Annotated in this window: 24 protein-coding genes; 15 read left to right on the forward strand and 9 right to left on the reverse strand. The window is 69.4% G+C overall.

Features of this window, described 5'->3' with window-relative positions; translation table 11 throughout:
• Positions 1–85: 85 nt before the first annotated feature.
• Positions 86–1,285, reverse strand: coding sequence for a CdaR family transcriptional regulator (locus OG963_RS30405; protein WP_030970314.1), 1,200 nt, complete (start codon positions 1,283–1,285; stop codon positions 86–88).
• A 171-nt stretch (positions 1,286–1,456) separates the two neighbouring features.
• Here OG963_RS30405 and OG963_RS30410 point away from each other — a divergent pair, with 171 nt between their 5' ends.
• Complete coding sequence (locus OG963_RS30410) at positions 1,457–2,113, forward strand: pirin family protein (protein WP_362270559.1); 657 nt, start codon at positions 1,457–1,459, stop codon at positions 2,111–2,113.
• 31 nt (positions 2,114–2,144) lie between these two features.
• On the opposite strand, the gene OG963_RS30415 is transcribed toward OG963_RS30410, so the two are convergent.
• Complete coding sequence (locus OG963_RS30415) at positions 2,145–2,969, reverse strand: serine hydrolase domain-containing protein (RefSeq protein ID WP_371799673.1); 825 nt, start codon at positions 2,967–2,969, stop codon at positions 2,145–2,147.
• Positions 2,970–3,082: 113 nt separating this feature from the next.
• Between OG963_RS30415 and OG963_RS30420 the strand changes: the two genes are divergently transcribed.
• Both OG963_RS30420 and OG963_RS30425 read left to right on the forward strand, forming a co-directional pair.
• Entirely contained in the window at positions 3,083–3,538 is a 456-nt protein-coding gene (locus tag OG963_RS30420) for a MerR family transcriptional regulator (protein ID WP_030925902.1), read from the forward strand.
• Between the two features lie 5 nt (positions 3,539–3,543).
• Positions 3,544–4,560 carry an aldo/keto reductase gene (locus OG963_RS30425; protein WP_030925904.1) on the forward strand — a complete coding sequence of 339 codons (1,017 nt, stop codon included), beginning with the start codon at positions 3,544–3,546 and terminating at the stop codon, positions 4,558–4,560.
• A gap of 72 nt (positions 4,561–4,632) precedes the next feature.
• On the opposite strand, the gene OG963_RS30430 is transcribed toward OG963_RS30425, so the two are convergent.
• From OG963_RS30430 to OG963_RS30440, 3 genes are all read right to left on the reverse strand, one after another.
• Positions 4,633–5,592, reverse strand: coding sequence for a DUF4429 domain-containing protein (locus tag OG963_RS30430; protein WP_093774518.1), 960 nt, complete (start codon positions 5,590–5,592; stop codon positions 4,633–4,635).
• Between the two features lie 76 nt (positions 5,593–5,668).
• Complete coding sequence (locus OG963_RS30435) at positions 5,669–6,889, reverse strand: alpha/beta hydrolase (protein WP_319736324.1); 1,221 nt, start codon at positions 6,887–6,889, stop codon at positions 5,669–5,671.
• A gap of 224 nt (positions 6,890–7,113) precedes the next feature.
• The gene (locus OG963_RS30440; protein WP_093774521.1) at positions 7,114–7,809 is read right to left on the reverse strand and encodes a TetR family transcriptional regulator; all 696 of its coding nucleotides are present in this window, start codon (positions 7,807–7,809) and stop codon (positions 7,114–7,116) included.
• 240 nt (positions 7,810–8,049) lie between these two features.
• Here OG963_RS30440 and OG963_RS30445 point away from each other — a divergent pair, with 240 nt between their 5' ends.
• Complete coding sequence (locus tag OG963_RS30445) at positions 8,050–9,537, forward strand: MFS transporter (RefSeq protein WP_371126412.1); 1,488 nt, start codon at positions 8,050–8,052, stop codon at positions 9,535–9,537.
• Between the two features lie 198 nt (positions 9,538–9,735).
• Positions 9,736–10,122: a peptidase inhibitor family I36 protein gene (locus OG963_RS30450; protein WP_093774526.1), complete on the forward strand. Its 387-nt coding sequence runs from the start codon at positions 9,736–9,738 to the stop codon at positions 10,120–10,122.
• A 96-nt stretch (positions 10,123–10,218) separates the two neighbouring features.
• Here the strand turns inward: OG963_RS30450 and aceE are convergent, their stop codons facing one another.
• Positions 10,219–12,951 (reverse strand): pyruvate dehydrogenase (acetyl-transferring), homodimeric type, encoded by a 2,733-nt coding sequence (gene aceE, locus OG963_RS30455; protein ID WP_093930242.1) that lies wholly within the window; start codon positions 12,949–12,951, stop codon positions 10,219–10,221.
• 499 nt (positions 12,952–13,450) lie between these two features.
• On the opposite strand from aceE, the gene OG963_RS30460 reads away from it, so the two are divergent.
• The 6 genes from OG963_RS30460 (at position 13,451) to OG963_RS30485 (ending at position 18,119) form a co-directional block, all read left to right on the forward strand.
• Positions 13,451–13,888, forward strand: coding sequence for a DUF3052 domain-containing protein (locus OG963_RS30460; RefSeq protein ID WP_030925917.1), 438 nt, complete (start codon positions 13,451–13,453; stop codon positions 13,886–13,888).
• Between the two features lie 176 nt (positions 13,889–14,064).
• On the forward strand, positions 14,065–14,523 hold the full coding sequence (locus OG963_RS30465; protein WP_030925918.1) for a peroxiredoxin: 459 nt from the start codon (positions 14,065–14,067) through the stop codon (positions 14,521–14,523).
• A 170-nt stretch (positions 14,524–14,693) separates the two neighbouring features.
• On the forward strand, positions 14,694–15,269 hold the full coding sequence (locus OG963_RS30470) for a TerD family protein (RefSeq protein WP_030925919.1): 576 nt from the start codon (positions 14,694–14,696) through the stop codon (positions 15,267–15,269).
• A gap of 183 nt (positions 15,270–15,452) precedes the next feature.
• Positions 15,453–16,028 (forward strand): TerD family protein, encoded by a 576-nt coding sequence (locus OG963_RS30475; protein WP_030925921.1) that lies wholly within the window; start codon positions 15,453–15,455, stop codon positions 16,026–16,028.
• A 70-nt stretch (positions 16,029–16,098) separates the two neighbouring features.
• Positions 16,099–17,244: a DUF475 domain-containing protein gene (locus OG963_RS30480; RefSeq protein WP_093774528.1), complete on the forward strand. Its 1,146-nt coding sequence runs from the start codon at positions 16,099–16,101 to the stop codon at positions 17,242–17,244.
• Positions 17,245–17,384: 140 nt separating this feature from the next.
• Positions 17,385–18,119: a Tellurium resistance gene (locus tag OG963_RS30485; RefSeq protein WP_030925925.1), complete on the forward strand. Its 735-nt coding sequence runs from the start codon at positions 17,385–17,387 to the stop codon at positions 18,117–18,119.
• 112 nt (positions 18,120–18,231) lie between these two features.
• On the opposite strand, the gene OG963_RS30490 is transcribed toward OG963_RS30485, so the two are convergent.
• Positions 18,232–19,119, reverse strand: a complete 888-nt coding sequence (locus OG963_RS30490; RefSeq protein WP_030925927.1) for a TerD family protein — start codon at positions 19,117–19,119, stop codon at positions 18,232–18,234.
• Positions 19,120–19,339: 220 nt separating this feature from the next.
• On the opposite strand from OG963_RS30490, the gene OG963_RS30495 reads away from it, so the two are divergent.
• From OG963_RS30495 to OG963_RS30510, 4 genes are all read left to right on the forward strand, one after another.
• The gene (locus tag OG963_RS30495) at positions 19,340–20,503 is read left to right on the forward strand and encodes an HpcH/HpaI aldolase/citrate lyase family protein (protein WP_093774532.1); all 1,164 of its coding nucleotides are present in this window, start codon (positions 19,340–19,342) and stop codon (positions 20,501–20,503) included.
• Entirely contained in the window at positions 20,500–23,055 is a 2,556-nt protein-coding gene (locus OG963_RS30500) for a phosphoribosyltransferase (protein ID WP_371799674.1), read from the forward strand. Before OG963_RS30495 ends, OG963_RS30500 begins: the two co-directional genes overlap by 4 nt.
• A 68-nt stretch (positions 23,056–23,123) precedes the next feature.
• Complete coding sequence (locus OG963_RS30505; RefSeq protein WP_371800326.1) at positions 23,124–24,008, forward strand: HAD family hydrolase; 885 nt, start codon at positions 23,124–23,126, stop codon at positions 24,006–24,008.
• Between the two features lie 52 nt (positions 24,009–24,060).
• The gene (locus OG963_RS30510; RefSeq protein WP_030925934.1) at positions 24,061–24,720 is read left to right on the forward strand and encodes an O-methyltransferase; all 660 of its coding nucleotides are present in this window, start codon (positions 24,061–24,063) and stop codon (positions 24,718–24,720) included.
• A 20-nt stretch (positions 24,721–24,740) separates the two neighbouring features.
• Here OG963_RS30510 and OG963_RS30515 read toward each other — a convergent pair whose 3' ends face one another.
• Positions 24,741–24,956, reverse strand: coding sequence for a zinc ribbon domain-containing protein (locus OG963_RS30515; RefSeq protein ID WP_093774534.1), 216 nt, complete (start codon positions 24,954–24,956; stop codon positions 24,741–24,743).
• Positions 24,957–24,985: 29 nt separating this feature from the next.
• Complete coding sequence (locus tag OG963_RS30520; protein ID WP_093774536.1) at positions 24,986–25,585, reverse strand: DUF4383 domain-containing protein; 600 nt, start codon at positions 25,583–25,585, stop codon at positions 24,986–24,988.
• Between the last annotated feature and the right edge of the window lie 42 nt (positions 25,586–25,627).

Raw genomic sequence — 25,627 nt, forward strand, 5'->3', positions numbered from 1 at the left:
ACACTCTCTCTTGTGAACGGTCCGGAACACCCGTGGGGACAGGGACGAAGAACCGTAGGGGGAATTGTTGATGTCCGACAAAAGTCTAGGACTGGGGATCTCTGTCGGCCAGACGCCCCAGAATCAGGGCGATGCGCAGAGTGAACGCGGAGCGGACATCAGAAGGCGACCATCCGGTGACGTCCGTCACACGTCGGAGCCGGTAGCGCACGGTGTTGGGGTGGACGAACAACATCCGGGCGGCGCCCTCCAGACTGCTCGCCTGTTCCAGATACACGCTCAGCGTTTCCAGCAGCGCGGAGCCCGCCTCTTCCAGCGGTCTGTAGATCTCCTCCACCAGTTGGTCACGCGCGGCAGGGTCGCCCGCCATGGCGCGCTCCGGCAGCAGATCGTCCGCCAGGACCGGCCGCGGGGCGTCCTGCCAGGCGCTGCACGCCTTGAGCCCGGCGGCGGCGGCCTGCGCGGACCGGGTGGCCGCCAGCAGGTCCGACACCACCGGCCCGGCGACGACGGGGCCGGCCGCGTACGGGCCGATCAGGGCCTTCGCGACATGCAGCGGGTTGTCGCTGCCACCCGCGATGACGACCAGCCTGTTGCCGAGCACCCCGGTCAGCACCTGGAGCTTGGCGTGCCGGGCGGCCCGACGGATCGCCTCGACGGTCAGTTCGCTGTCGCCGTCGGGGGCCGTACCGAGGACCACGCAGACATGCTCGGGGGAGTTCCAGCCGAGTGCGGCGGCGCGCGACACGGCGCCCTCGTCGGCCTCGCCGGACAGCACCGCGTTCACCACGAGTGATTCGAGCCGGGCGTCCCATGCGCCGCGGGCCTCGGCTGCCTGCGCGTACACCTGCGCGGTCGCGAAGGCGATCTCCCGCGCGTAGACGAGCAGCGCCTCGCGCAGCACCGACTCGTCGCCGGGCGCGGCGACCTCCTCGATCGCGGCCTCCATCACCTCGATCGTCGTCCGCACCATCTCGACGGTCTGGCGCAGCGTGATCGCACGGGTCAGCTCGCGCGGGGCCGTACCGAACACGTCGGTGGAGATGGCCTGCGGGGTCTCCGGGTGACGGAACCACTCGGTGAAAGCGGCGATTCCGGCCTGGGCCACCAGGCCGATCCAGGACCGGTTCTCCGGTGGCATCGCCCGGTACCACGGCAGCGACTCGTCCATGCGGGCGATCGCGTTCGCGGCCAGCCGGCCGGAGGACTGCTCCAGCCGCTTCAGGGTCGCGGCATGCAGGTGGGCGTCATTCGCAGCGGGCTGCTCAGGATCGGGTCGGGGCACGAACACAAGACTGCCTTATCGGACCACGGGCACGGAGGGCCGGGGCGGCCGCGGGTCGTACCGCCGAGTAGCGGACGGCCGGTTTCCGACCGGGACACGGCCGGTCCGCGGCCGGGATCCGGGCGTCCCTGACCGGGACACAGGGGTGCCCGGCCGGGCTACCGTGGACCCGTGATTTCCGTACAGCGCGCGGACGACCGGTACACGGGCGGCGACGAGGCCGCGGGCATCCTGTCCCGGCACGCCTTCTCCTTCGGCTCCTTCTACGATCCGGACAACCTGCGCTTCGGCGCGATCCTGGCCTGCAACGAGGAACGGCTGGCGCCCGGTGCGGGCTTCGACGAACACCCGCACAGCCACACGGAGATCGTCACCTGGGTCGTCGAGGGCGAGCTCACCCACCGCGACTCGGCCGGTCACACCACGGTGGTACGGGCCGGGGACGTCCAGCACCTCAGCTCGGCGGCCGGGGTACGCCACGTCGAGCGGAACGACGGGGACATACCGCTGACGTTCCTTCAGATGTGGCTGGCGCCGCTCGAGCCGGGCGGCGAACCCTCGTACACGACGGTCCCCGGCATCGCCGACTCCACCCCGTACGCCCTCCCGGAAGCTGGAGCGATGCTGCATGTGCGCAGGCTCGCCGCCGGGGAGCGCACCGCGGTGCCGGACGCGGCGCGGGCGTACGTGCACGTGATCGATGGCGAAGTGCGCCTCGGCGGCGAGACGCTCGGTCCGGGGGACGCGGCGCGGATCACCGGGGCTGTGGGGCTGGAGCTGGTGGCCGAGGTGCCGGCGCAGGTGCTGGTGTGGGAGCTGTCGGGCTGAGCGGGGCCTCGGCCGGAGCCGGCCGGGGGCACTAGTCCGCCGGACGTACGAGCTCCGCGAGCACCGCGTCCGTGAACGGCGGCCAGACCTCGGCCGCCCACGGTCCGAAGGCCCGGTCGGTCAGGGCGACGCACGCCGCACCCGCGGCCGGGTCGATCCACAGGAACGTCCCCGACTGCCCGAAGTGCCCGAAGGTCGCAGGTGACGAGGAACTGCCTGTCCAGTGCGGCGACTTGTGGTCCCGGATCTCGAAGCCGAGCCCCCAGTCGTTGGGGTTCTGGTGGCCGTAACCGGGCAGGACGCCCTTCAGACCGGGGTGCACGACGGTCTGCGCGGCCAGCACCGTACGCGGATCGAGCAGCCGCGGGGCCTGCACCTCCGCCGCGAACCGCACCAGGTCGTCGACGGTGGAGACGCCGTCCCGAGCGGGCGAGCCGTCCATCGTCGTCGATGCCATGCCCAGCGGCTCCAGGACCGCCTGGCGCACGTACTCGGGGAACGGGATGTCGGTGGCCTTGGCGATGCGGTCGCCGAGCACCTCGAAGCCCGCGTTGGAGTAGAGCCGCCGGGTGCCGGGAGCGGCCGTCACCCGGTGTTCGTCGAAGGCGAGCCCGCTGGTGTGCGCGAGCAGATGCCGGACGGTGGAACCCTCGGGTCCGGCCGGTTCGTCGAGCTCCACGGCGCCTTCCTCGTACGCCACGAGCGCGGCATAGGCGGCGATCGGCTTGGTGACGGAGGCGAGCGGGAAGCGGTGCGCGGTCGGCCCGTGACCGCCGACGACAGTGCCGTCCGCTCGTACGACGGCGGCCGCCGCGGTGGGGACGGGCCAGTTCTCGATCATCGCCAGGCTCTGCATGACTACGAGACTAAGACCTGCCGCCGAACGCCCGTCATCCGGCCGGTGGCCGGAAATTCCTGTCCCCGATGCCGCTTGCTTCGAGTGCACTCCAAGGTTCTAGCGTGGAGGGCATGACGGTGATGGAGAGCACTACCGCGACGACCGACGCCTGTGCATCGGCTCCACGGGCGCATCCACGCCCCGAGGGCCAGGACCGCTACACCATCAGCGAGGTCGCAGCCTTCACCGGGCTCACCGCACACACCCTGCGCTGGTACGAGCGGATCGGCCTGATGCCGCACGTCGACCGGTCGCACACCGGCCAGCGCCGGTTCACCAATCGCGATCTGGACTGGCTGGCCTTCGTGGGCAAGCTGCGGCTGACCGGGATGCCGGTGGCCCACATGGTCAGGTACGCGGAGCTGCTGCGCGAGGGCGAGCACACCTTCGAGGAGCGGCAGGAGCTGCTGGAGGCGACCCGCCGCGATGTGAAGACGCGGATCGCGGAGCTCCAGGACACCCTCGCCGTCCTCGATTACAAGATCGACTTTTATGCGGGCGCCCGGCGGGCGTCGGAAAGGCCTTGATCCTGATGACCGACAACAAGATCGCAACGGTGGAGCTCGGGGACGGCGGCCCGCAGGTGGGCGTGCAGGGACTCGGCTGCATGGGCATGAGCGAGTTCTACGGGGACACCGACGAAGCCGCCGCCCGGGACACCCTGGAGGCCGCACTGGAGGCGGGCGTCACGCTCTTCGACACCGCGGACATCTACGGCAACGGTGCCAACGAGACGTTCCTCGCCCCGTTCGTCGGCACGCACCGGGACGAGATCACGCTCGCCACGAAGTTCGCCATCGAGCGCAAGGACGACGACCCGCGGTACCGGGCGGTGCGCAACGACCCCGCGTACATCCGCCAGGCCGTCGAGGACAGCCTGCGCCGACTGAACACCGACGTCATCGACCTGTACTACATGCACCGCCGCGACCCCTCCGTGCCGCTGGCCGATTCCGTCGGCGCGATGGCCGAGCTCGTGCAGCAGGGCAAGGTCAAGCAGCTCGGGCTGAGCGAGGTCACCGGAGCGGAGCTGCGCGAGGCGTACGCCGTGCACCCGATCGCCGCCCTGCAGTCGGAGTGGTCGCTCTTCAGCCGGGACGTCGAGCGCAGCGCCGTGTCCGCGGCGGTCGAACTCGGGGTGACCTTCGTGCCCTACTCGCCGCTCGGCCGCGGCTTCCTGACCGGGGCGTTCGCCGACGCCGCCAAGGACCTGTCGAAGGGTGACTTCCGCCAGTACCAGCCACGCTTCACCGGCGACAACGCCAAGACGAACGCCGCCCTCCTGGAACCCGTCCACAAGATCGCGGCGGCACACGGGGCGACGGCCGCGCAGGTGGCGCTCGCCTGGGTGCAGCAGCGCGCCGAGGTGCACGGTCTGACCGTGGTCCCGATCCCCGGCACCCGTAAGCGCAGCCGGCTGCTGGAGAACGTCGGGGCGACCCGGCTCACCCTCACGCCGGAGGAGCTGGCCGTGCTGGAGCCGATCGCCGGCCAGGTGGCGGGCGACCGCTACCCGGACATGAGCTCGACGTCGGCGGCGCGCGAGTAGCCGTTCCCGGAGGTCCGGGGAGCCCGCCGGGCTCCCCGCAAGGGCCGGACGGGCCGGTCCTCGCCCGTCCGGCTAGAGCTCCGCGAGCAGCTGGGCCTTCTTGGCGCTGAACTCGTCGTCCGTCACCAGACCCGCCTGGTGCAGTTCCCCGAGGTGCCGGATCCGCTCGGCGATGTCCGCCGGATCGCGCCGCACGGCACTCGCCGGCACGGCGACGGGCGTGGACTGCCTCTTGCGCACGGACTCCAGTACGGCGGCGGCGAACGGCAGCGACTCGTGCACCGGCCCGTAGCCGAGCCCGAAGATCACCGCAGCCGGGTCCTGATCGGCCTGGGTGGGCCGTGGGGCCGACGACTGCGGACCGGGCGGCGCGGAGTCCGTACGGAGCGCGGTCGCACCCTTGCCCGTAACGGGCGACATGCCCGTACCCGCCCCGGCGTCCGTGCCCGGAGCGCCGCGCGGCACCAGTCGCAGATAGCCGTCGAAGGCCTCCGGCGAGCGCCACTCGACCCCGCTCAGCTCGCTGACCGGGAACGTCTGGTCGCCTGCTTTCCACTTCGCCGTGGAGGCACCCGTCCAGAACCAGCGGAAGGAGATCCGGTCCCCGTCGAAGCTGGCCCTGCCGTCGTACGCCTTGAAGTGCATCGGCGCCTCGGGGGCCGCGACCAGGAATCTTTCGGCGGGCTCCGCCGCGTCCGGGCCGAGCCGCGCGCGCAGCTCGTCCGCGTAGTACTCGGCGAGCGTCTCGCGTTCCGCGGGCAGCACCAGCCGGTACGGATCGCTGCCGTCCTTCAGCTGCCCGGCCGCGGCTTCCAGCAGTGGATCGGCACCGGGTCTCGGCACCGCATGCAGAACCACCGTGCCTCGCTTGCCCGGGGTCAGTGTCACCGACGACAACGCCGCGTGCGGAATGCGGCGTTCACGCAGGCTCTGGAAGAGCTTCGGCGTGCGGATTCCCCGTTCGAAGCGGATGAGCACGGAGTCGGTGTCGAACTCCCAGGTGGCATGAATTCCGGCCAGCACATCACCCATGTGCCTCATCGTATGCGGCACTCGTCCGGACGTCCCCCCTCCGAGCGGACCGCAATTCACCGGCGGTTGCGGTGATCTACGCGCGTCGGACGCCCTCGGCGCCGGAAATTCCGTCGCGACAGGCGCTGTCGGCGCTCGCACAGGTCACCGAATCGTAGGCTCCGACGCCGATGGCGGCGAAGTTGCTGAGGCTCTCGGTGCCCGGCTCGAAATAGCCGCTGTGCCCGATGGCGTCGTCCGCCGAGACGATGCGCGCACCGAAGCCGCGGTCCACCGGATCGGCGCCGTGGCCGAGCCCGCCGACCTCCATGTTCGGTACGTCCTGGATCCAGTCGTCGCGGTCCCGCATCGCCCAGACATCGGCCGTGGTGTGAAGCTGCGCGGCGTTCTTGGCCCGCATGCCGGGGCTGCCCGCGACCGCGATGTCGGAGACCCTGGACGGCAGTTCGTTCGCGGCGACACCGCACAGCACGGAGCCGTAGCTGTGGCAGAACAGCGAGATCTTCGACGCGCCGGGCAGGGCGTCGACCAGCGCGGTGAGCCGGACGGCCCCGCGCTCGGCGAGGTTCCCCAGGGCTGCGTCCATCCCGATGCCGGCGGGCGCGGTGTAGTCGGCCCAGGCGATGACCGCGGTCCGGGTGCCGGGGCTCGCGGCGCGCTCGGCGGCGTACAGCGACTTCGCCATGCCGACGGGCGCGGCGTTGACCTTGAGCCCGGACCGCTCCAGCGTCAGCAGGCTGGTGTCGACACCGGGCACCACCAGCGAGACCCGCTCGGCCTTGTCGAGATCGCCGAACACCTCGGCGGCGTGGCCCTTCCCCGACGGGTCGAAGGCCAGGAAGTGCCGGCCGTGGGCAAGCATCGACCGGAACCGCTCCATTCGGCGGAGCGCGTCGCCGCGGCCGTCGGGGGAGAGCCGGACGTCGTGCATGCGCTGCTGCTCGACCGCCCGCGCCTGCACCAGGGCACGCCGGTTGGCGCGGTAGCGCAGGGTGACCGGGGCGCCGTTCAGATTGCCGACGACCAAGGGGTACTTGTCGGCGAGAGCGGTGCGCTGCGCGGCGGTGAGCGAGGCGAAGAACTGGGCCAGCCGGTACGGGGATGCATCGGCGTCCGGCAGGGGGTGACCCGCTATCCGGCCCCGCGCCCAGGAGCTGAGTGCGATGTCGCGTGGCTCGTCGGAGCGTTGGTGACGCACGGCGGTCCAGCCTGTGGTCGCCAGCATCACGAACACGACCGCGACGGCGAGCAGTGCGCGCCATGCGGTCAGCGTGGGGGAGGAGTCGAAGGAAGTCACTGCCGCCCACACTAGGAGACGCGCGACGGCAGCTGTGAACCGGGTGACGCACATCACCCGTCCATGGGGAATTGAAGGGGTACTTCCTTACGCTCCGTGCGCGCGCCGCGCACGCTCCGGCGAACTCCGGAGCCTCGCGGACGCCGCATGTGCCGGTCGTGGCACGGCTGTTGTGAAGTCCGTCATGTTCCTCTTTGAGGTGTTCGGCACATCGAGGTGCTGACCTACCCGGCGGACGTGTGAGGTGTCTCGGCAGTCCGTTCGACCGGTGCGTGCCAGTTCCCCACGAGCGCGGCTCCGAGATGGTCCAGGTAGATCTCGGTCAGCGTCCGCAGCGAGTCGACGCTGGTGTCCCGCCCCTGCCCCCACAGTTGCCCGGTCACCCGCATCACCCCGGAGAACGCGGCGACGGCGACCCGCGGCCGCGGGTCCGTCTCGATGTCGAGACCCTCGCGCGCGGCGATCACCTCGGCGATCTGGTTCTCCAGATCGATGCTGCGCCGCAGATGGGCCGCGAGCAGGGAGGGGGTCGACTCGATCATCCGGTACGTACGCATGTGGAGTTCGACCGTGACGAGTTCCTCGATTGCTTCGCCGATGCTGTTCCAGGCGCAGAGCACGGCGCTGCGCATGGCTTCGAACGGGCTCTCCGTGGCGGGTCGTCGGCGCAGCTCGGAGAGGAAGCGCGACTCCACCATCTCCTGGACGGCGAAGGTGGTCTCCTCCTTGCTGGCGAAGTAGCGGAAGAAGGTGCGCTGGGAGACGTCGACGGCGTCGACGATCTCGTCGACGGTGGTCTCCTCGTACCCCTGGGTGGTGAAGAGCTCGAGGGCGGCGTGCAGCAAGGCGTCCCGGGTGCGTCGTTTCTTGCGTTCGCGCAGCCCGGTCGGGTGCTCCACGGCTCGCGGCCCGTCGGTCACTGAACCTGTCCTCTTTCTGATAGTTTGTCCGACTCGGTGAACGTGTGAGCTACGAGACAGTTACCGACTTGTGAAATGGTTTGTCAACTGTCAGTGACTGACACTAATCTCCCGGGCATGACTAGTCAGACCACCGTAGAAAAGGCGTCGCGGGAGCCCCAGGACACCCTCGTTCCCGCCCCGGCCAAGGGGTTGCGCGGCCACCCCTGGCTGACGCTCTTCTCCGTGGCCATCGGCGTGATGATGGTCGCGCTCGACGGCACGATCGTCGCGATCGCCAACCCCGCCATCCAGCAGGACCTGGGTGCCTCGCTCGCCCAGGTCCAGTGGATCACCAATGGCTACATGCTCGCACTCGCGGTCTCCCTGATCACCGCGGGCAAGCTCGGTGACCGGTTCGGCCACCGTCAGACCTTCCTGATCGGGGTCGTGGGCTTCGCGGCGGCCTCGGGGGCCATCGGCCTCTCCAGCAGCGTGGCCCTGGTGATCACGTTCCGGGTGCTGCAGGGCCTCTTCGGCGCACTGCTGATGCCGGCCGCACTCGGCCTGCTGCGCGCCACCTTCCCGGCCGAGAAGCTGAACATGGCGATCGGCATCTGGGGCATGGTCATCGGCGCCTCGACCGCGGGCGGTCCGATCCTCGGCGGTGTGCTCGTCGAGCACGTCAGCTGGCAGTCCGTCTTCTTCATCAACGTGCCGGTCGGTGTGGTCGCACTCCTGCTCGGCGTGGTGATCCTCAAGGACCACCGGGCCGAGAACGCCCCGCGCTCCTTCGACATCGGCGGCATCGTGCTGCTGTCGCAGGCGATGTTCTGCCTGATCTGGGCGCTCATCAAGGGTGCCGAGTGGGGCTGGGGCGACTTCAAGACGATCGCCTTCCTGGTGGCCGCCGTGGGCCTGTTCGCGGTGTTCGCCTTCTCGCAGAAGAACGTCAGGGAGCCGCTGATCCCGCTGGCGATGTTCCGCTCGGTGCCGCTGTCCGCGGGCGTCGTCCTGATGGTGCTGATGGCATTCGCCTTCATGGGCGGACTGTTCTTCGTCACCTTCTACCTGCAGAACGTGCACGGCATGAAGGCCGTCGACGCGGGTCTGCACCTGCTCCCGCTGACCGGCATGATGATCGTCGGCTCCCCGCTCGCGGGCGTGCTGATCACCAAGTTCGGCCCGCGCGTCCCGCTCGTCGGCGGCATGGTGTGCACCGCGGTCGCCATGTTCGGGATGTCGCAGCTGGACACCGGCACCGGCACGGCGACGATGTCCGTCTGGTTCGGCCTGCTCGGCCTCGGCCTCGCCCCGGTGATGGTCGGTGCCACCGAGGTCATCGTGGGCAACGCCCCGATGGAGCTCTCCGGTGTCGCGGGCGGACTGCAGCAGGCCTCCATGCAGGTCGGCGGCAGCCTCGGTACGGCGGTGCTGGGTGCGGTCATGGCCTCCCAGGTCGACTCCCACCTGGCCGGCAACTGGGCGGAGGCGAAGCTTCCGCCGCTCTCGCCCCAGCAGCTGGACCAGGCGTCCTCGGCCATCGAGGTCGGCATTCCGCCGGTGGGACCCGACCTGCCTGCGCCGGTCGTGGAGAAGATCACGGACGTCGCGCATGACACGTTCGTGTCCGGCATGAGCACCGCGTTCATGGTCGCCGGCATCGTCGCGGTGATCGCGGCGCTGGTCGCCACGCTCACCAAGCGCGGTGAGAACGCCGAGGCGGGCGCGGGCGCAGGCCACATCTGACCCCGCCGCCGGTCCTCGCCGGCCCCCACGCGCCGATGACGGCCGAGCGTCAACACAGCGCATACGACAGCCCCGCCGGGCCTTCCCGGCGGGGCTGTCGCCTATCCGGGTGGTGTGGCCCGGATCCCCTTCCGGTGGCGTTGTCCCGCAGGTCAGGGTGCGTGCAACTGATCCACACCAGCACGGGGGTTGATTGACATGCGTACGACCGTTCTTGCCGCGGTACTGGCCGTCACCGCACTGATCCCGGCGGCAGCCTCGGCGTCACGGACCGCACCGGCCGCGCGCACGGCGCCGGTCCGCCTCGGGACATGCGGAAGCGGGCAGCTCTGCTTCTGGGCGAAGCCGGACTTCACCGGCGCCCGGCAGATCCATGAACTGTCCGGCACCGACATCGAGAGCTGCGTCCCGATGCCGCCGGGCGGCAAGGCCCAGGCACTCGCCAACCGCACCGGCCGCCCCGTCACCACCTATCAGTCCGCGGAGTGCGCCGAGACCGGCGAGTTCGAGACGTATCCGGGCGGCGGGACCTGGGTGCCGCAGTCCCCGTACCAGGTCAGGGCATTCAAGATCTGGGAGAACTGACCGCGGAGCCGGAACGGGGGACCGGCCGGAGAGCGCCGAAGGACGGCGGACCAGGAGGTCCGCCGCCCTTCGACCCGACTCGTCCGCCGGTCGTGCCTACGCGTCGCCGCCGGCCGCGCCGGGATCGGCCGCTGCCACGTCCAGGAGGTCGTACCGGTCGATCGCCGTCTTCAGCACCGAACGGTCGATCCGGCCCTCCTTCGCGAGCTCGGTGAGCACCGCGAGGACGATCGACTGCGCGTCGATGTGGAAGAACCGGCGGGCCGCGCCACGGGTGTCGGCGAAGCCGAAGCCGTCCGCACCCAGCGACTGGTACGTGCCGGGCACCCAGCGAGCGATCTGGTCCGGCACGGAACGCATCCAGTCCGAGACCGCCACGAACGGGCCCTCGGAGCCGGAGAGCTTCTGCGTGACGTACGGGACGCGCAGCTCCTCCTCCGGGTGCAGCAGGTTGTGCTGCTCCACCTCGACGGCCTCGCGGCGCAGCTCGTTCCAGGAGGTCGCCGACCAGACGTCCGCCTTGACGTTCCACTCGTCGGCGAGGATCTGCTGCGCCTCGACCGCCCACGGGACCGCCACGCCGGACGCCATGATCTGGGCCGGGATCATGCCCCGCTCGCCGCTCCTGTAGCGGTAGACACCCTTGAGGATGCCTTCGACGTCCACGTTCTCCGGCTCGGCCGGGTGCTGGATCGGCTCGTTGTAGACGGTGAGGTAGTAGAAGACGTCCTCGCTGTTCTCGCCGTACATCCGGCGCAGACCGTCCTTGACGATGTGCGCGATCTCGTACCCGAAGGCCGGGTCGTACGCGACACAGCCGGGGTTCGTCGAGGCGAGCAGCTGCGAGTGGCCGTCCGCGTGCTGCAGACCCTCACCGGTCAGCGTCGTGCGACCGGCGGTCGCACCCAGTACGAAGCCCCGCGCGAGCTGGTCGGCCATCTGCCAGAACTGGTCACCGGTGCGCTGGAAACCGAACATCGAGTAGAAGACGTACACCGGGATCAGCGGCTCGCCGTGCGTGGCGTACGCCGAACCCGCGGCGATCAGCGACGCCGTGCAGCCGGCCTCGGAGATGCCGTCGTGCAGCATCTGACCGGTCGGCGACTCCTTGTACGCGAGCAGCAGATCGCGGTCCACGGCCTCGTACTGCTGGCCCAGCGGGTTGTAGATCTTCGCGCTCGGGAAGAACGCGTCCATGCCGAAGGTGCGGTACTCGTCGGGCGCGATCAGCACGAAACGCTTGCCGATCTCCTTGTCCCGCATGAGGTCCTTCAGGATGCGGACGAACGCCATGGTCGTGGCGATCGACTGCTGGCCCGAACCCTTCTTCGCGGTCGCGTACGTCTTGTCCTCGGGGAGGACCAGCGGCTTCGCGCGCACCACACGGGTCGGGACGTAGCCGCCCAGACCCTTGCGGCGGTCGTGCATGTACTGGATCTCTTCCGAGTCGCGGCCCGGGTGGTAGTACGGCGGGTAGCCCTCGTCCAGCTGCTTGTCCGTGATCGGGATGTGCAGCCGGTCGCGGAACCGCTTGAGGTCCTCGACCGTGAGCTTCTTCATCTGGTGGGTCGCGTTGCGGCCCTCGAAGTTGGGTCCGAGCGTCCAGCCCTTGACCGTCTGCGCGAGGATCACCGTCGGCTGGCCCTTGTGGGCCTTGGCCGCCGCGTACGCCGCGTAGACCTTCTTGTGGTCGTGACCGCCGCGGCCCAGGTGCAGGATCTGGTCGTCGGTCATGTCCTTGACCATGTCGCGCAGCCGCGGGTCGTCCCCGAAGAAGTGCTCACGGATGTACGAGCCGGACTCGGTGGCGTACGTCTGGAACTGGCCGTCCGGCGTGGTGTTCAGCTTGTTGACCAGGATGCCGGTGCGGTCCTGCGCCAGCAGCGGGTCCCAGGAGCGGTCCCAGACCAGCTTGATGACATTCCAGCCGGCACCGCGGAACTGCGACTCCAGCTCCTGGATGATCTTGCCGTTGCCACGTACCGGACCGTCGAGGCGCTGCAGGTTGCAGTTGACCACGAAGGTCAGGTTGTCCAGGCCCTCACGGGCGGCGATGGAGAGCTGGCCGAGCGACTCGGGCTCGTCCATCTCGCCGTCACCGAGGTAGGCCCAGACGTGCGACCGGGAGGTGTCGGCGATGCCGCGCGCCTCCATGTACCGGTTCATCCGGGCCTGGTAGATCGCGCCCAGTGGACCGAGGCCCATCGAGACGGTCGGGAACTCCCAGAAGTCCGGCATCAGCCGCGGGTGCGGGTAGCTGGACAGGCCGTTCGGCGCCTTCGACTTCTCCTGGCGGAAGGCGTCGAGCTGCGCCTCGCTCAGCCGGTCGAGGAGGAACGCGCGGGCGTAGATACCGGGGGAGGCGTGCCCCTGGAAGAAGATCTGGTCGCCGCCGAGGCCGTCGTCCTTGCCCCGGAAGAAGTGGTTGAAGCCCACGTCGTACAGCGAGGCCGAGGAGGCGAACGTGGCGATGTGGCCGCCGACGCCGATCCCCGGGCGCTGGGCGCGCGACACCATCACGGCCGCGTTCCAGCGAGTCGCGTTGAGGACCTTGCGCTCGATCTCCTCGTCGCCGGGGAAGAACGGCTCGTCCTTCGTGGCGATCGTGTTCACGTAGTCCGTGCTGCGCATCTCCGGCACGGCGACACGCTTCTCGCGCGCGCGCTCGATGAGCCGGAGCATCAGGTAGCGGGCCCGCTCACGCCCGCGCTCGTCGACGGCGGCGTCGAGGGAGTCGAGCCATTCCTGGGTTTCCTCGGGATCGAAGTCCGGGACCTGGCTCGGAAGGCCGCCAATGATGATCGGGTTGCGATCGGATCCGGAAGCCACGCTGTTCCTTCGCTGTTCGGTGGTGCTCTACGGGGCCTGATAACGGGAGGCATGCCCCCGGGATGTATGCATGTACGTCGTCACCATCGTGTACCGCGAGGACGCAAACGTCATCTCTACCCAGGGGTAACCGTCAGGTTGTGAGACATCACGTCCGGTGCGCGAGGACGGTCCGGCAGACGGGTGGGACCAAACCGCAACCATACGCCCAACCCGTCCAAGCGTTCCCAAAGGCTGTTCGACTCCGATTGGCGGACCGAAACGGCATAAGCTGTTCAAGGACGTAATGCTGTTCAAGCACGTAAAGGGTGTGGACGGCAGCGTCGGGCCCCGCGAGGGACATGCCGATCGTGCGGCGACGTGGCAGGGAACGTCACCGTTTAGGCGGTCTCGCACGCTGGGTACTTGCGCGATCCGCCGCGCCCGTGTGGACTACGGCCAACGCCCCGCGCACGCGCGTGGCTGAAGCATTTTCCGAAACATGATCAGGAGGCAACCCGTGAGCGCGACCGCGGACCACGCGGAGGAACGGACCAACTCGGCTGCACGGCTGGGGTTCGAGCCCGGACAGGTGGTCCAGGAGATCGGCTACGACGACGACGTCGAGCAGGAGCTCCGTGAGGGCATTGAGGCCACTACCGGCCAGGAACTCGTCGATGAGGACTACGACGACGTCGCTGACGTCGTTCTGCTCTGGTTCCGCGACGAGGACGGCGACCTTACGGACGCGCTGGTGGATGCCATTGGTCTGATCGAGGACGGCGGTGCGGTCTGGCTGATGACGCCGAAGACCGGCCGCGAGGGATACGTCGAACCGAGCGACATCAACGAGGCTGCACAGACAGCCGGTCTTTCCCAGACCAAGAGCATCAATGCGGGCAAGGACTGGACGGGCAGCCGTCTTGTCACCCCGAAGTCGGCCAAAGCCAAGCGCTGAACCGCACTCACCACGAGGCCCCCGCCGGTCGTGCACCGGCGGGGGTCTTCGTATGCCCGGGAGCGGGCTCGCGGGCGTCGGTACGCGGGCGGCGCGTGGCCCCCCGAGGGCTCTGCGTAGGGTGGGAGTCCACCCGGACAGCCCAGCCCGGTGAAGCAGTGAAGGGACGCGTATCCATGGCGATCGAGGTCGGCACCAAGGCCCCGGATTTCGAGCTCAAGGACAACCACGGCCGGACCGTGAAGCTCTCCGACTTCCGCGGCGAGAAGAACGTGGTCCTGCTGTTCTACCCGTTCGCCTTCACCGGCGTGTGCACGGGTGAGCTCTGCGCCCTCCGCGACGAGCTGCCGAAGTTCGAGAACGACGACACGCAGCTCCTCGCCGTCTCCAACGACTCCATCCACACCCTTCGTGTCTTCGCCGAGCAGGAGGGCCTCGAGTACCCGCTCGTCTCGGACTTCTGGCCGCACGGCGAGACCTCGCGGGCCTACGGCGTCTTCGACGAGGAGAAGGGCTGTGCGGTGCGCGGCACCTTCATCATCGACAAGGAGGGCGTGGTGCGCTGGACCGTCGTCAACGGCCTGCCCGACGCGCGCGACCTCAACGACTACGTCAAGGCCCTCGACGCGATCTGATCCGGATTCGGTGGATCTTCCGGCGACGATCCGGGCGATCTCCCGGCCTCCCGGCCAAAAGCCTGTTTTGGCCGGGAACCGGTCACTAGGATCCACTCGTTGATCCGATGCCAACGCACGATGGAGGCGCCGGCACCTGTCGGCCTCTAATGAAACCAATGGGAGGACTCGTGGGAGTCAGCCTCAGCAAGGGCGGCAACGTCTCGCTGACCAAGGCCGCGCCCAACCTGACCGCGGTCATCGTCGGTCTCGGCTGGGATGCCCGTACCACCACCGGCGGAGACTTCGACCTCGACGCCAGCGCCCTGCTGACGAACGCGGCGGGCAAGGTCGGCAACGACGGGAATTTCGTCTTCTTCAACAACCTCAAGAGCCCCGACGGCTCCGTCGAGCACACCGGTGACAACCTCACCGGTGAGGGCGAGGGCGACGACGAGGTCATCAAGGTGAACCTGGCCGGCGTCCCGGCCGATGTCGACAAGATCGTCTTCCCGGTCTCGATCTATGAGGCCGAGTCCCGCCAGCAGAGCTTCGGCCAGGTGCGCAACGCGTACATCCGCGTGGTCAACCAGGCCGACAACAGCGAGCTCGCGCGCTACGACCTGAGCGAGGACGCGTCGACGGAGACCGCCATGGTCTTCGGCGAGCTGTACCGCAACGGTGCGGAGTGGAAGTTCCGTGCCATCGGTCAGGGCTACGCCTCGGGCCTGCGCGGCATCGCGCAGGACTTCGGCGTCAACGTCTGAGCACGGCCCAGAAGGCGTGACCGGGCAGTGCCTGCGCAGGCACTGCCGGGGACACGTCCGGCACGTCCCCGTCCGGCGCCGCACCCAGTGCGGCGCCGGACGCGCACAACAGACAGTCCGTCGACGGTTCATCGATAGACGGTCACGTACAGACGGTTCATCGACTCGGGGAGGACACACACCATGGGCGTCACGCTCGCCAAGGGAGGCAATGTCTCCCTCTCCAAGGCCGCACCCAACCTCACCCAGGTGCTCGTCGGCCTCGGCTGGGACGCGCGTTCCACCACCGGAGCCGACTTCGACCTCGACGCCAGCGCGCTGCTGTGCCAGTCGGGACGGGTGCTGGGCGACGAGTGGTTCGTCTTCTACAACAACCTCACGAGCCCCGACGGCTCCGTGGAGCACACGGGCGACAATCTCACCGGTGAGGGCGAGGGCGACGACGAGTCGATCATCGTGAACCTCACGCAGGTGCCCGCCCACTGCGACAAGATCGTTTTTCCGGTCTCGATCCATGAGGCCGACAATCGCGGGCAGACTTTCGGTCAGGTCAGCAATGCGTTCATCCGTGTGGTGAACCAGGCGGACGGCCAGGAACTCGCGCGCTACGACCTGAGCGAGGACGCCTCGACGGAAACCGCGATGATCTTCGGTGAGCTCTACCGGTACAGCGGTGAATGGAAGTTCCGTGCGGTGGGACAGGGGTACGCGTCGGGGCTGCGGGGCATCGCTCTAGACTTCGGGGTCAACGTTTCGTAAAGCCGCGCACGGCGCGGGGGAGCCCCGTACACACCCGGGGGAGACCCGTACTTACACGATGGGGTAGCCAGTGCTTCTGAAAACCTTCGGCTGGTCGTTCGCGATTACCGCGCTCGGCCTGGTCGCAGCGGTGTTCTACGGGGGGTGGGAGGCGCTCGGGGTGGTCGCGATCCTTTCCGTCCTCGAGATCTCGCTGTCCTTCGACAATGCGGTGGTCAACGCCGGAATCCTGAAGAAGATGAATGCCTTCTGGCAGAAGATCTTCCTCACGATCGGTGTCATCATCGCGGTCTTCGGTATGCGGCTGGTCTTCCCTGTCGTGATCGTGGCCATCACTGCCAAGTTGGGCCCCATCGAGGCGGTCGATCTCTCGTTCAACCAGCCCGACCGCTATCAGGAACTGGTCACGGACGCCCACCCGGCGATCGCCTCCTTCGGTGGCATGTTCCTGCTGATGATCTTCCTCGACTTCATCTTCGAGGAGCGTGACATCCAGTGGCTGCGCTGGATCGAGCGTCCGCTCGCCAAGCTCGGCAAGGTCGACATGCTGTCGGTCTGCATCGCGCTCATCGTGCTGCTGATCTCGGCCATGACCTTTGCGGTCCAGGCGCACCAGCACGGCGGCGGTCACGCGAACAAGGCGGAGACCGTGCTGCTCGCGGGCGTCGCGGGTCTGATCACGTACTTGATCGTCGGCGGTCTCTCCAGCTACTTCGAGAACAAGCTCGAGGAGGAGGAGGAGCGCGAGCACGAGGCCGAGGAAGAGGCCAGGAAGACCGGCAAGAAGCTCTCCGCGGTGGTCCTCTCCGGCAAGGCCGCGTTCTTCATGTTCCTCTACCTCGAGGTGCTCGACGCGTCCTTCTCGTTCGACGGCGTCATCGGCGCATTCGCCATCACCAACAACATCGTGCTGATGGCCCTCGGCCTCGGTATCGGCGCCATGTACGTCCGGTCGCTCACGGTCTACCTGGTCCGTCAGGGAACCCTCGACGACTACGTCTACCTGGAGCACGGCGCGCACTACGCGATCGGCGCGCTGTCCGTCATCCTGCTCGTCACCATCCAGTACCAGATCAACGAGATCATCACCGGCCTCGTCGGCGTCGTGCTGATCGCCTGGTCCTTCTGGTCCTCGGTCCGGCGCAACAAGGCGCTGGAGGCCGGAGGCGGCGACGACAACTCGGGCTCCAAGGCGGAAGTCCCGTCCGGGGTGTGACCCGGTAGGGATTGAGGAACGCTCTCAGCGGGGCGGTCCGTACGGCGACGGTTCTCCAGGGACACCCGGAGCCGGCCCGGGGGCCGCCCCGCAGTGATGCGCGCGGGGCCGGGCAGTACCGAGAGGTGTGGGGGTTGGGGATGGCGTTCTGGGACGGCCTGTGGCCAAGGCGCGAAGCGCAGTTCGAGTCGGGTAACGCGGCGACCAACTCCATCGTGCTCTCCAAGCGGCACGCCACGGTCTCGCTGACCAAGCAGGGCGCGCTGACCGGCAACCTCCGGGTCAATCTCTCCTGGCGGATGCGTACGTCCGACATCGAGGGCCGATCGCGGCAGAGCGGCCGGCTGCTGCGCCCGTTCAAGCTCTTCCAGCCCGATGTGGTCCAGGCGCACACCCAGGGCGTGGTCAACGTCGACCTGGACCTGGGCTGCATGTACGAGCTGAAGGACGGCACCAAGGGCGTCGTGCAGCCCCTGGGCAACCTGATCGGCGACCTGAACGGGCCGCCGTACATCAGGCTCAGCGGGGACGACCGCTTCGGGGCGCCGTCGGGGGAGACCGTGTACGTCAACCTCGACCAGCGGGACCAGATCAAGCGGCTGCTGTTCTTCGTCTACATCTACGACCAGACGCCGGCCTTCGACCGTACGCACGCCAAGGTGACGCTCTACCCGGGCAACGGGCCGCGGATCGAGATCGAGCTCGACGAGAGGGCTCCGCAGGCCCGCTCGTGCGCCGTGTTCACCGTGGAGAACGTCAAGGACGAGCTGATCGTGCGGCGCGAGGTGAAGTTCGTCTACGGCTTCCAGTCGGAGCTGGACCGGCTGTACGGCTGGGGGATGCAGTGGGGGCGGGGCTACAAGTCACGCGCCTGAGGCCGCCTGTCCTCGACGCCCGGGCCCTGGAGACCTGTGTGGCGGTCCTGAGTCCCGGCGGAGGCCGATCGCCGGTTCCCGGACCCGGATCCGGCCCGCGGCGCCGTGCCGGTCAGGAGCGGACGAACTGCGGTCCCTGCGGCGGCAGGACGAAATTCGGGTCCGGGGCGGGCTGCGCAGCCGCCGCGGGCTGTGGATACCCGTACGCGGGCTGTGCGGAGGCCGGCTGCGGGTAGCCGTAGGCCGGCTGGGGGACCGGGGAGGGTGCTGCGACCGCTGTCGGCTGCGGGTAGCCGTACGCGGGCTGCTGGTGCTGGACGGTGGCCTGCGGGTCGGGTCCGGGCGCGGGGGGGAAAGTGGGGGCGGGCGGTGCGGCGGCCGGCCCGGTGACCGGCGCAGGCGTCGAGGCGGGCGAAGGGCCGGGCGATCCGACCGCAGCGGGCTCGGCCGCGGCCTCCGCCTCGTCGACCGAGATGCCGAACGCGGTCGCGAGACCCACCAGACCCGTCGGGTAGCCCTGGCCGACCGCCCTGAATTTCCAGCCATCGCCGCGCCGGTAGAGCTCACCGCAGATGATCGCGGTCTCCTCGCCGGTCTCCGGCCGCACATCGAACACGGCGAGTGGATCCCCGCCCGCCGAGCCCGCGTCGTACAGCAGGATGCGCAGATCGCGGACCTGCTGGAAGGCGGCGCCGTCCGAGGACGCGGCGATGACCACCTGCTCGACCGAGGGGTCGAGGGCGCCGAGGTCGGCCTCGATGGTGTCGGTCAGCCCCTCGGCGACACTGCGCTTCGGTAGCCGTCGTACCAGGCCGGAAGGGTGCCTGGGCTGGTTGTAGAAGACGAAGTCCTCGTCGGAGCGCACACGGCCACCGGTGCCGAGAAGCAGGGCCGAAGCGTCCACATCGGGGACCCCGGCGCCCGGGGTCCAGCGCAGCACGGCCCGTACGGCCGTGGCATCGAGCGGGACGTTCGAGCCCTTCAGCATCGCGTGCGTCATGGCGGTCATCCTGCCTGCTGGCCACCCGCGCAGACAACGTGGGGGTCGCAACCCATGTCCCGGCACCGCGTCGGAACCACTCACCCCGCACCTTGCGGAACCGTCGGGAAATGGACGAGTTACCCGAAATTCATGCACGCAGGGAACTCTCGACACCAGTCTTTACGTACTATTACCGGCCATGCGTTGTCCGGCCGGCCAGGCAGTACGGGGGAAATATATGCGGCATTTCGGGCACATCTCGCCCGCTGCGCGGAAGGGCCTGTTCCATCGGGAGCCGGCTGAGTTCGGTGCGGGCTCGCCCGCCCGCACGCTTTCGGCCGCCCTGGGCGCCACCCTCTACTCCCCGGCCACCCGGCCGCGGCTCGCGGACGACATCATCAAACAGGCCGGGCGGGGTGTCGTCTCGATGGTGCTGTGCCTGGAGGACTCGATCGACGACTCCGAGGTGGCGGAGGCCGAGGAGAACCTGGTCAGGCAGTTCACCGACCTCGCGGCGCGCGGTGTCGAGGTGCCGCTTCTCTTCATCCGGGTCCGTGAGCCGGAGCAGATCACGGACCTGGTGAACCGGCTCGGCGGCTCCGCCCGATTGTTGTCCGGTTTTGTACTTCCGAAATTCACGGAAGAGCGTGGTGTGCCGTTCATGGAGGCACTCACCAAGGCCGAGACGGCCATGAGCCGACGGCTCTTCGCGATGCCCGTCCTCGAATCCCCGGAGCTGCTTCATCTGGAGTCCCGCGGCGAGACACTGCGGGGAATCGCCCGTACCGTGGACAGGTACCGGGACCGGGTGCTCGCGCTGCGGCTCGGGGTCACCGACTTCTGCTCGGCGTACGGACTGCGCAGGGCGCCCGACATGACGGCGTACGACGTGCAGCTCGTCGCCGCGGTCATCGCCGACGTGGTCAATGTCCTGGGCCGGGCGGACGGCACCGGTTTCACCATCACCGGCCCGGTGTGGGAGTACTTCCGACTTCAGGAGCGCATGTTCAAGCCGCAGCTGCGCCGCAGCCCCTTCCTGGAGGGCCGGGCCGAGGAGCTGCGCACGGAGCTGATCGAGCACGACCTGGACGGACTGCTGCGGGAGATCGAGCTCGACCGGGCCAACGGGCTGCTCGGCAAGACCTGCATCCACCCGTCGCACGTCGCGCCCGTCCACGCACTGTCCGTGGTCAGCCATGAGGAGTTCAGCGATGCACAGGACATCCTGCGGCCGGAGCGGGGAGGCGGTGGAGTGATGCGCTCCGCGTATACGAACAAGATGAACGAAGTGAAGCCCCACCGGGCCTGGGCCGAGCGCACGCTGCTGCGGGCCGAGGTCTTCGGCGTGGCGAAGGAAGACGTCGGGTTCGTGGATCTGCTGGCCGCGGGCCTCGCGGAATGAGCGCGTCCCGAACGAGCGAGCGCGCAGCAGGGAAAGAGAAGGCGAACGTGGTGTGGTCGGGCAGCTGGGTGGCGGAGCGACTGGGCGTCGAGCTCGTCGGCAACGGGACGCCCGGCGGTGACGGCGAGCTCCGGGAGCTGCTGGGCCTGGCTCTGCGCCGCAACCCCAAGCGGGCCCATCTGCTCGTCTCCAATGTGCTGGGCAAGCATGTGCCGCAGAGGCCGTCCGTGGTCTACGGGGCGGGCTTCGAACTCGGTCTGCGGGTGCGCGAGCACCTCGGGGAGACGCTGGCGCGCCGGTCGGTGGTCCTCGGGTACGCGGAGACGGCCACCGGTCTCGGCCACGCGGTCGCCGACGGGCTGGGAGTGGCGCCGTACCTCCACTCGACACGCCGTCCGGTCGAGGGAGTCGTCCGGGCGGGCGGCTTCGAGGAGTCGCACTCGCACGCGACCTCGCATCTGCTGCTGCCGGAGGATCCGACGCTGCTCGGGACCGGCGGTGAGGGCCGGGCGGGAGAGCCTCTCGTGCTGGTGGACGACGAGTTCTCCACGGGCAACACCGTGCTCAACACGATCCGCGCGCTGCACGAGCTGTACCCGCGCGACCGGTACGTGATCGTGGCCCTGGTGGACATGAGGTCGCCGGCCGACCGCGGACGCCTGACCGAGTTCGCCGCGGAGATCGGCGCACGTGTCGACCTGGTGGCGAGGGGAACGGGCACGGTCCGGCTCCCGGACGGCGTCCTGGAGAAGGGGCAGGCACTGGTCGCCGCCCATGAGCGGGCCGCCGAGGCGAGCGACGGCGGCGCGGCTGCCGCAACCGGGGCCGGATCGTCGGTACCGGGGCGGGAGGCCGACACCCGCTGCACCCGGGTGGAGCTGGGGTGGCCGGCCGGGGTGCCCGACGGCGGCCGGCACGGCTTCACCCCCGGACATCGCGCAAGTCTGGAATCGGCCCTTCCCGCCATGGCCGCCCGCATCGCCGACGCCCTGGACGGCGACGCCCGCCGCGTGCTGGTCCTCGGCTTCGAGGAGCTGATGTACGCACCGCTCCGGCTCGGCACGGCACTGGAGGACCACACCGACGCCGAGGTGCGGTACTCGACCACCACGCGTTCCCCCGTCCTCGCCGTCGACGACCCCGGCTACGCGATACGCAGCCGTCTGGTCTTCCCGGCCCACGACAACCCGGCCGACGGCCCCGGCGAGCGCTTCGCCTACAACGTCGCGGGCGCCGGTTTCGACGCGGTGGTGGTGGTCGTCGACTCCACTGCCGACACCCCGGAGCTGCACGCTCCCGGCGGCCTGCTGGCGGAGCTGGCCGCGCACACCGCCCAGGTCCTGCTGGCCGTCGTCCCCTCGTACGTCCCGTACGCCTCCTCACCCGCCCCCGAACGGCAGGAACCCCGCATGCTGCCCGAGCCCCTTCGCGGCCCCGTCTTCTCCTCCTACGAGCCGGACGACGTCGGATGGCTGCTCCAGGACCTCTCGGACACCGAGCTGGAGGCGCCCACCGAGGAGCGCGAGGAAGCGATACAGAGCGGTGGCGCGCACTACGCCGAGTCGCTGCCCGTCGAGTACCAGCCGTCCGCCGAGTACCAGGACCTGTTCAAGGCGGCCCTGGACCTTTCGGCCGCCCGCATCGCACGGGCCGTCGGCACCGTCACCGAGACGGTTCTCGCCGAGCGCACCCCCCGCCCTGTTCTCGTCTCCCTCGCCCGGGCCGGTACCCCGGTCGGTGTGCTGATGCGCCGCTGGGCGCAGCACCGGCACGGACTCGATCTGCCGCACTACGCCGTCTCCATCGTGCGCGGACGGGGCATCGACGCCAACGCACTGCGCTGGCTGGCCGCCCACCACAACCCGGCGGACGTCGTCTTCGTCGACGGCTGGACCGGCAAGGGGGCGATCACCCGTGAACTGTCGGCGGCGCTCGCCGAGTTCGAGGGCTTCGACCCCGAGATCGCGGTCCTGGCCGACCCGGGCGGCTGCGTCCGCACCTACGGCACCCGCGAGGATTTCCTCATCCCGTCCGCCTGCCTCAACTCCACCGTCTCCGGACTGATTTCGCGCACGGTGCTCCGTGCCGACCTGGTCGGCCCGCATGACTTCCACGGCGCGAAGTTCTACCGGGAGCTGGCGGACGCCGATGTGTCCGGCCACTTCCTCGACACCGTCGCCGAGCACTTCGACGAGGTCGCCGACGCGGTGGACGCCGAGGTCAAGGAGCTGCTCGCCGCGGACCGCGCCCCGACGTGGGACGGCTGGGCGGCCGTCGAGCGCATCAGCGAGGAGTACGGCATCCACGATGTGAACCTGGTCAAGCCGGGGGTCGGCGAGACCACACGCGTACTGCTGCGACGCGTCCCGTGGAAGATCCTCGCCAAGCGCGGCGCCGGCGCCGACCTCGAGCACATCAGGCTGCTGGCCGAGCAGCGCGGAGTGCCGGTCGAAGAGGTCGACGAACTCCCGTACACCTGCGTGGGACTGATCCACCCGAAGTACACCCGGGGAGCGACGGGAGCGGACGGCAAGGCGGTGGCGTCACAGTGACCACCCCGACCTCCCTGACCACCCCGGGCTCGGTGACCATCCCGACGCCCACGGCCGCCCCGGCCCCCATGGCCGCCCCGGCCGGCCCCGTGACGCTGGTCGCCAGCGACCTCGACCGCACCCTCATCTACTCGACGGCGGCGCTCCAGCTCTCCATGCCGGACGCCGAAGCACCCCGGCTGCTCTGCGTCGAGGTGTACGGCCACAAGCCGCTCTCCTATCTCACGGAGACGGCCGCCGCACTCCTCGACGAGCTGGCCCGCACCACGGTCTTCGTACCCACGACCACCCGCACCCGTGAGCAGTACCACCGCATCAGGCTCCCCGGCCCCGCACCGAAGTTCGCCATCTGCGCCAACGGGGGACACCTCCTGGTCGACGGGGTGTCCGACCCCGACTGGCAGACACAGGTGGCCCGCCGGCTCGCCGACGAGTGCGCCTCGCTCGCCGAAGTCCGCGCCCACCTCGTCGCCACCACGGACCCTGCCTGGCTCCTCAAGGAGCGGGTCGCCGAGGACCTCTTCGCCTATCTCGTCGTCGAACGCTCGCTGCTGCCCGCGGGCTGGGTGAGGGAGCTGGCCGAATGGGCGGACCCCCGTGGCTGGACCGTGTCGCTCCAGGGCCGCAAGATCTACGCCGTACCCAAGCCGCTCACCAAGAGCGCCGCGATGAACGAAGTCGCCTGCCGCGCCGGCGCCACGCTCACCCTCGCCGCCGGTGACTCGCTCCTCGACGCCGATCTGCTTCTCGCCGCCGACCACGCCTGGCGCCCCGGCCACGGCGAGCTCGCCGACACCGACTGGAGCGCCCCGCACGTCGACGTGCTGACGGAGGGCGGTGTGGCGGCGGGTGAGGAGATCCTCCGGCGTTTCCTTCGCGCTTCCGTCCCGCAGCAGGGCCTCCGGCAAGGAACAGTGGTACCTGAGGCCGTGACCGGTCTGCCCGGCAGGTGACCAGCTGCCGGGCAGGTGACCGCCTGCCCGGCAGGCACAGAGGGAGTGCGCGATGAGCAAGGGAAACGAAACCAAGATCACGGACGAGCTGTACGCGTACATGCTGGCGCACAACCCGCCGCTCGACGCGGTACAGCGTGAACTCGTCGCGACCACGTACGCGCAGCTTCCCGAACAGGCGGGGATGCAGTCCGCCGAGGAGCAGGGTCCGCTGCTCGCCTTCCTCGTACGGCTGACGGGTGCCCGGCACATCGTCGAGGTCGGGACGTTCACCGGGTTCTCGGCCCTGGCGATGGCGCAGGCACTGCCCGCCGACGGGCGGCTGATCGCCTGCGACATCTCGGAGGAGTGGACCGCCTACGGCCGCGAGGCGTGGGAGAAGGCGGGCGTCGCCGACCGCATCGAGCTGCGCATCGCCCCCGCTCTCGACACCCTGGCGGCGATGCCGTCCGAGCCGCACATCGATCTGGCCTACCTGGACGCGGACAAGGGCAACTACATTCCGTACTGGGAAGAGCTGGTGCCCCGGATGCGCCGCGGCGGCCTCATCGTCACCGACAATGTGCTGTTCCACGGCGGTGTGACCGACCCACGGGCAACCGGCGGAGCGGCGGCCATCAAGGAGTTCAACGAGCATGTGGCCGCGGATCCGCGGATGGACAGCGTCATGCTCACCGTGGCGGACGGACTGACCCTCTCCCGCAAGCGCTAGCGACCGTCCGCCCGGGCGGGTCAGCCGCAGCAGCCCCCGCCACAGCAACCGCCGCCGCCCGACGGGGCGGCGGGCGCGGACTTGGCCGACGCCCCGCCCACGGCCACCGTGGAGAGGAGCTTCACCGTGTCCTCGTGCCCGGCGGGGCAGGAGGCGGGGGCCGACGACTCGGCCATCGGACGGCTGAGTTCGAACGTGTCTCCGCAGGAGCGGCAGCGGTATTCGTAACGAGGCATGGCCCCAGGCTAACCGGCGGGCACCGCGGCTACCGCGTAATACGGCTCCGGCCGGCGATGGGCATGGACGCACTCCGGTCGTGGCGCTCTTCGACGGCGGCCTCATCGGGATGGCGGGCGCGCCAGTACGGGTTGTCGTGCGGGAGCCCGCCGCTGACCCTTCCGTACATCCCGAACATCATCAGCATCAGCCCGACGACAAAGCTGAACAGGACGTTCTGCATGCGGAAGGCGAGGAAATTGAAGTCGGTGTCGAGCAGCGCCAGATTGATGAAGCCACTGAGGATGAACGCGATGCCCAGCACCATGTTGACCGTCGAGGCGAAGTTGCCGCCGATCACCATCCCGACGAACAGGAGCAGGCCGACGCAGATGGAGAGGACGCTGAGCGACCCGTTGGTGTTCAGGCCCGCGACAGTGGCGTCGCCCGTGTTGAAGAAGCCGATCTTGTCGATGAGTCCCAGGATGCCGAAAGCGAGCAGCAACAGCCCCATCAACCCCGCCCCTATGCGGTAGACGCTGTTGAGCCGGTGATCGACCGGGAGATGGTCGTCGAACCGGGCGGCTCTGCTGCGCCGTGCGGGCTTCTGTGCACGTCGCCGCGGGGGATGCACTGCATGGGTAGCCATGGGGGCCTCCTTCGCGCTACCCCCAGGATCCGCCCCGCGCCC

This window comes from Streptomyces sp. NBC_01707, assembly GCF_041438805.1.
GTDB lineage: Bacteria > Actinomycetota > Actinomycetes > Streptomycetales > Streptomycetaceae > Streptomyces.

Excerpts from the sequence above, each read along its gene's own strand:
- OG963_RS30445 (WP_371126412.1), top strand. The coding sequence starts at position 8,050 with ATGATGGTCGCGCTCGACGGCACGATCGTCGCGATCGCCAACCCCGCC.
- OG963_RS30420 (WP_030925902.1), top strand. The coding sequence starts at position 3,083 with ATGACGGTGATGGAGAGCACTACCGCGACGACCGACGCCTGTGCATCG.
- OG963_RS30515 (WP_093774534.1), bottom strand. The coding sequence starts at position 24,956 with ATGCCTCGTTACGAATACCGCTGCCGCTCCTGCGGAGACACGTTCGAA.
- OG963_RS30415 (WP_371799673.1), bottom strand. The coding sequence starts at position 2,969 with ATGCAGAGCCTGGCGATGATCGAGAACTGGCCCGTCCCCACCGCGGCG.
- OG963_RS30510 (WP_030925934.1), top strand. The coding sequence starts at position 24,061 with ATGAGCAAGGGAAACGAAACCAAGATCACGGACGAGCTGTACGCGTAC.
- OG963_RS30425 (WP_030925904.1), top strand. The coding sequence starts at position 3,544 with ATGACCGACAACAAGATCGCAACGGTGGAGCTCGGGGACGGCGGCCCG.
- OG963_RS30490 (WP_030925927.1), bottom strand. The coding sequence starts at position 19,119 with ATGACGCACGCGATGCTGAAGGGCTCGAACGTCCCGCTCGATGCCACG.
- OG963_RS30465 (WP_030925918.1), top strand. The coding sequence starts at position 14,065 with ATGGCGATCGAGGTCGGCACCAAGGCCCCGGATTTCGAGCTCAAGGAC.
- OG963_RS30520 (WP_093774536.1), bottom strand. The coding sequence starts at position 25,585 with ATGGCTACCCATGCAGTGCATCCCCCGCGGCGACGTGCACAGAAGCCC.
- OG963_RS30450 (WP_093774526.1), top strand. The coding sequence starts at position 9,736 with ATGCGTACGACCGTTCTTGCCGCGGTACTGGCCGTCACCGCACTGATC.
- OG963_RS30505 (WP_371800326.1), top strand. The coding sequence starts at position 23,124 with ATGGCCGCCCCGGCCGGCCCCGTGACGCTGGTCGCCAGCGACCTCGAC.
- OG963_RS30485 (WP_030925925.1), top strand. The coding sequence starts at position 17,385 with ATGGCGTTCTGGGACGGCCTGTGGCCAAGGCGCGAAGCGCAGTTCGAG.
- OG963_RS30495 (WP_093774532.1), top strand. The coding sequence starts at position 19,340 with ATGCGGCATTTCGGGCACATCTCGCCCGCTGCGCGGAAGGGCCTGTTC.
- OG963_RS30430 (WP_093774518.1), bottom strand. The coding sequence starts at position 5,592 with ATGGGTGATGTGCTGGCCGGAATTCATGCCACCTGGGAGTTCGACACC.
- OG963_RS30475 (WP_030925921.1), top strand. The coding sequence starts at position 15,453 with ATGGGCGTCACGCTCGCCAAGGGAGGCAATGTCTCCCTCTCCAAGGCC.
- OG963_RS30500 (WP_371799674.1), top strand. The coding sequence starts at position 20,500 with ATGAGCGCGTCCCGAACGAGCGAGCGCGCAGCAGGGAAAGAGAAGGCG.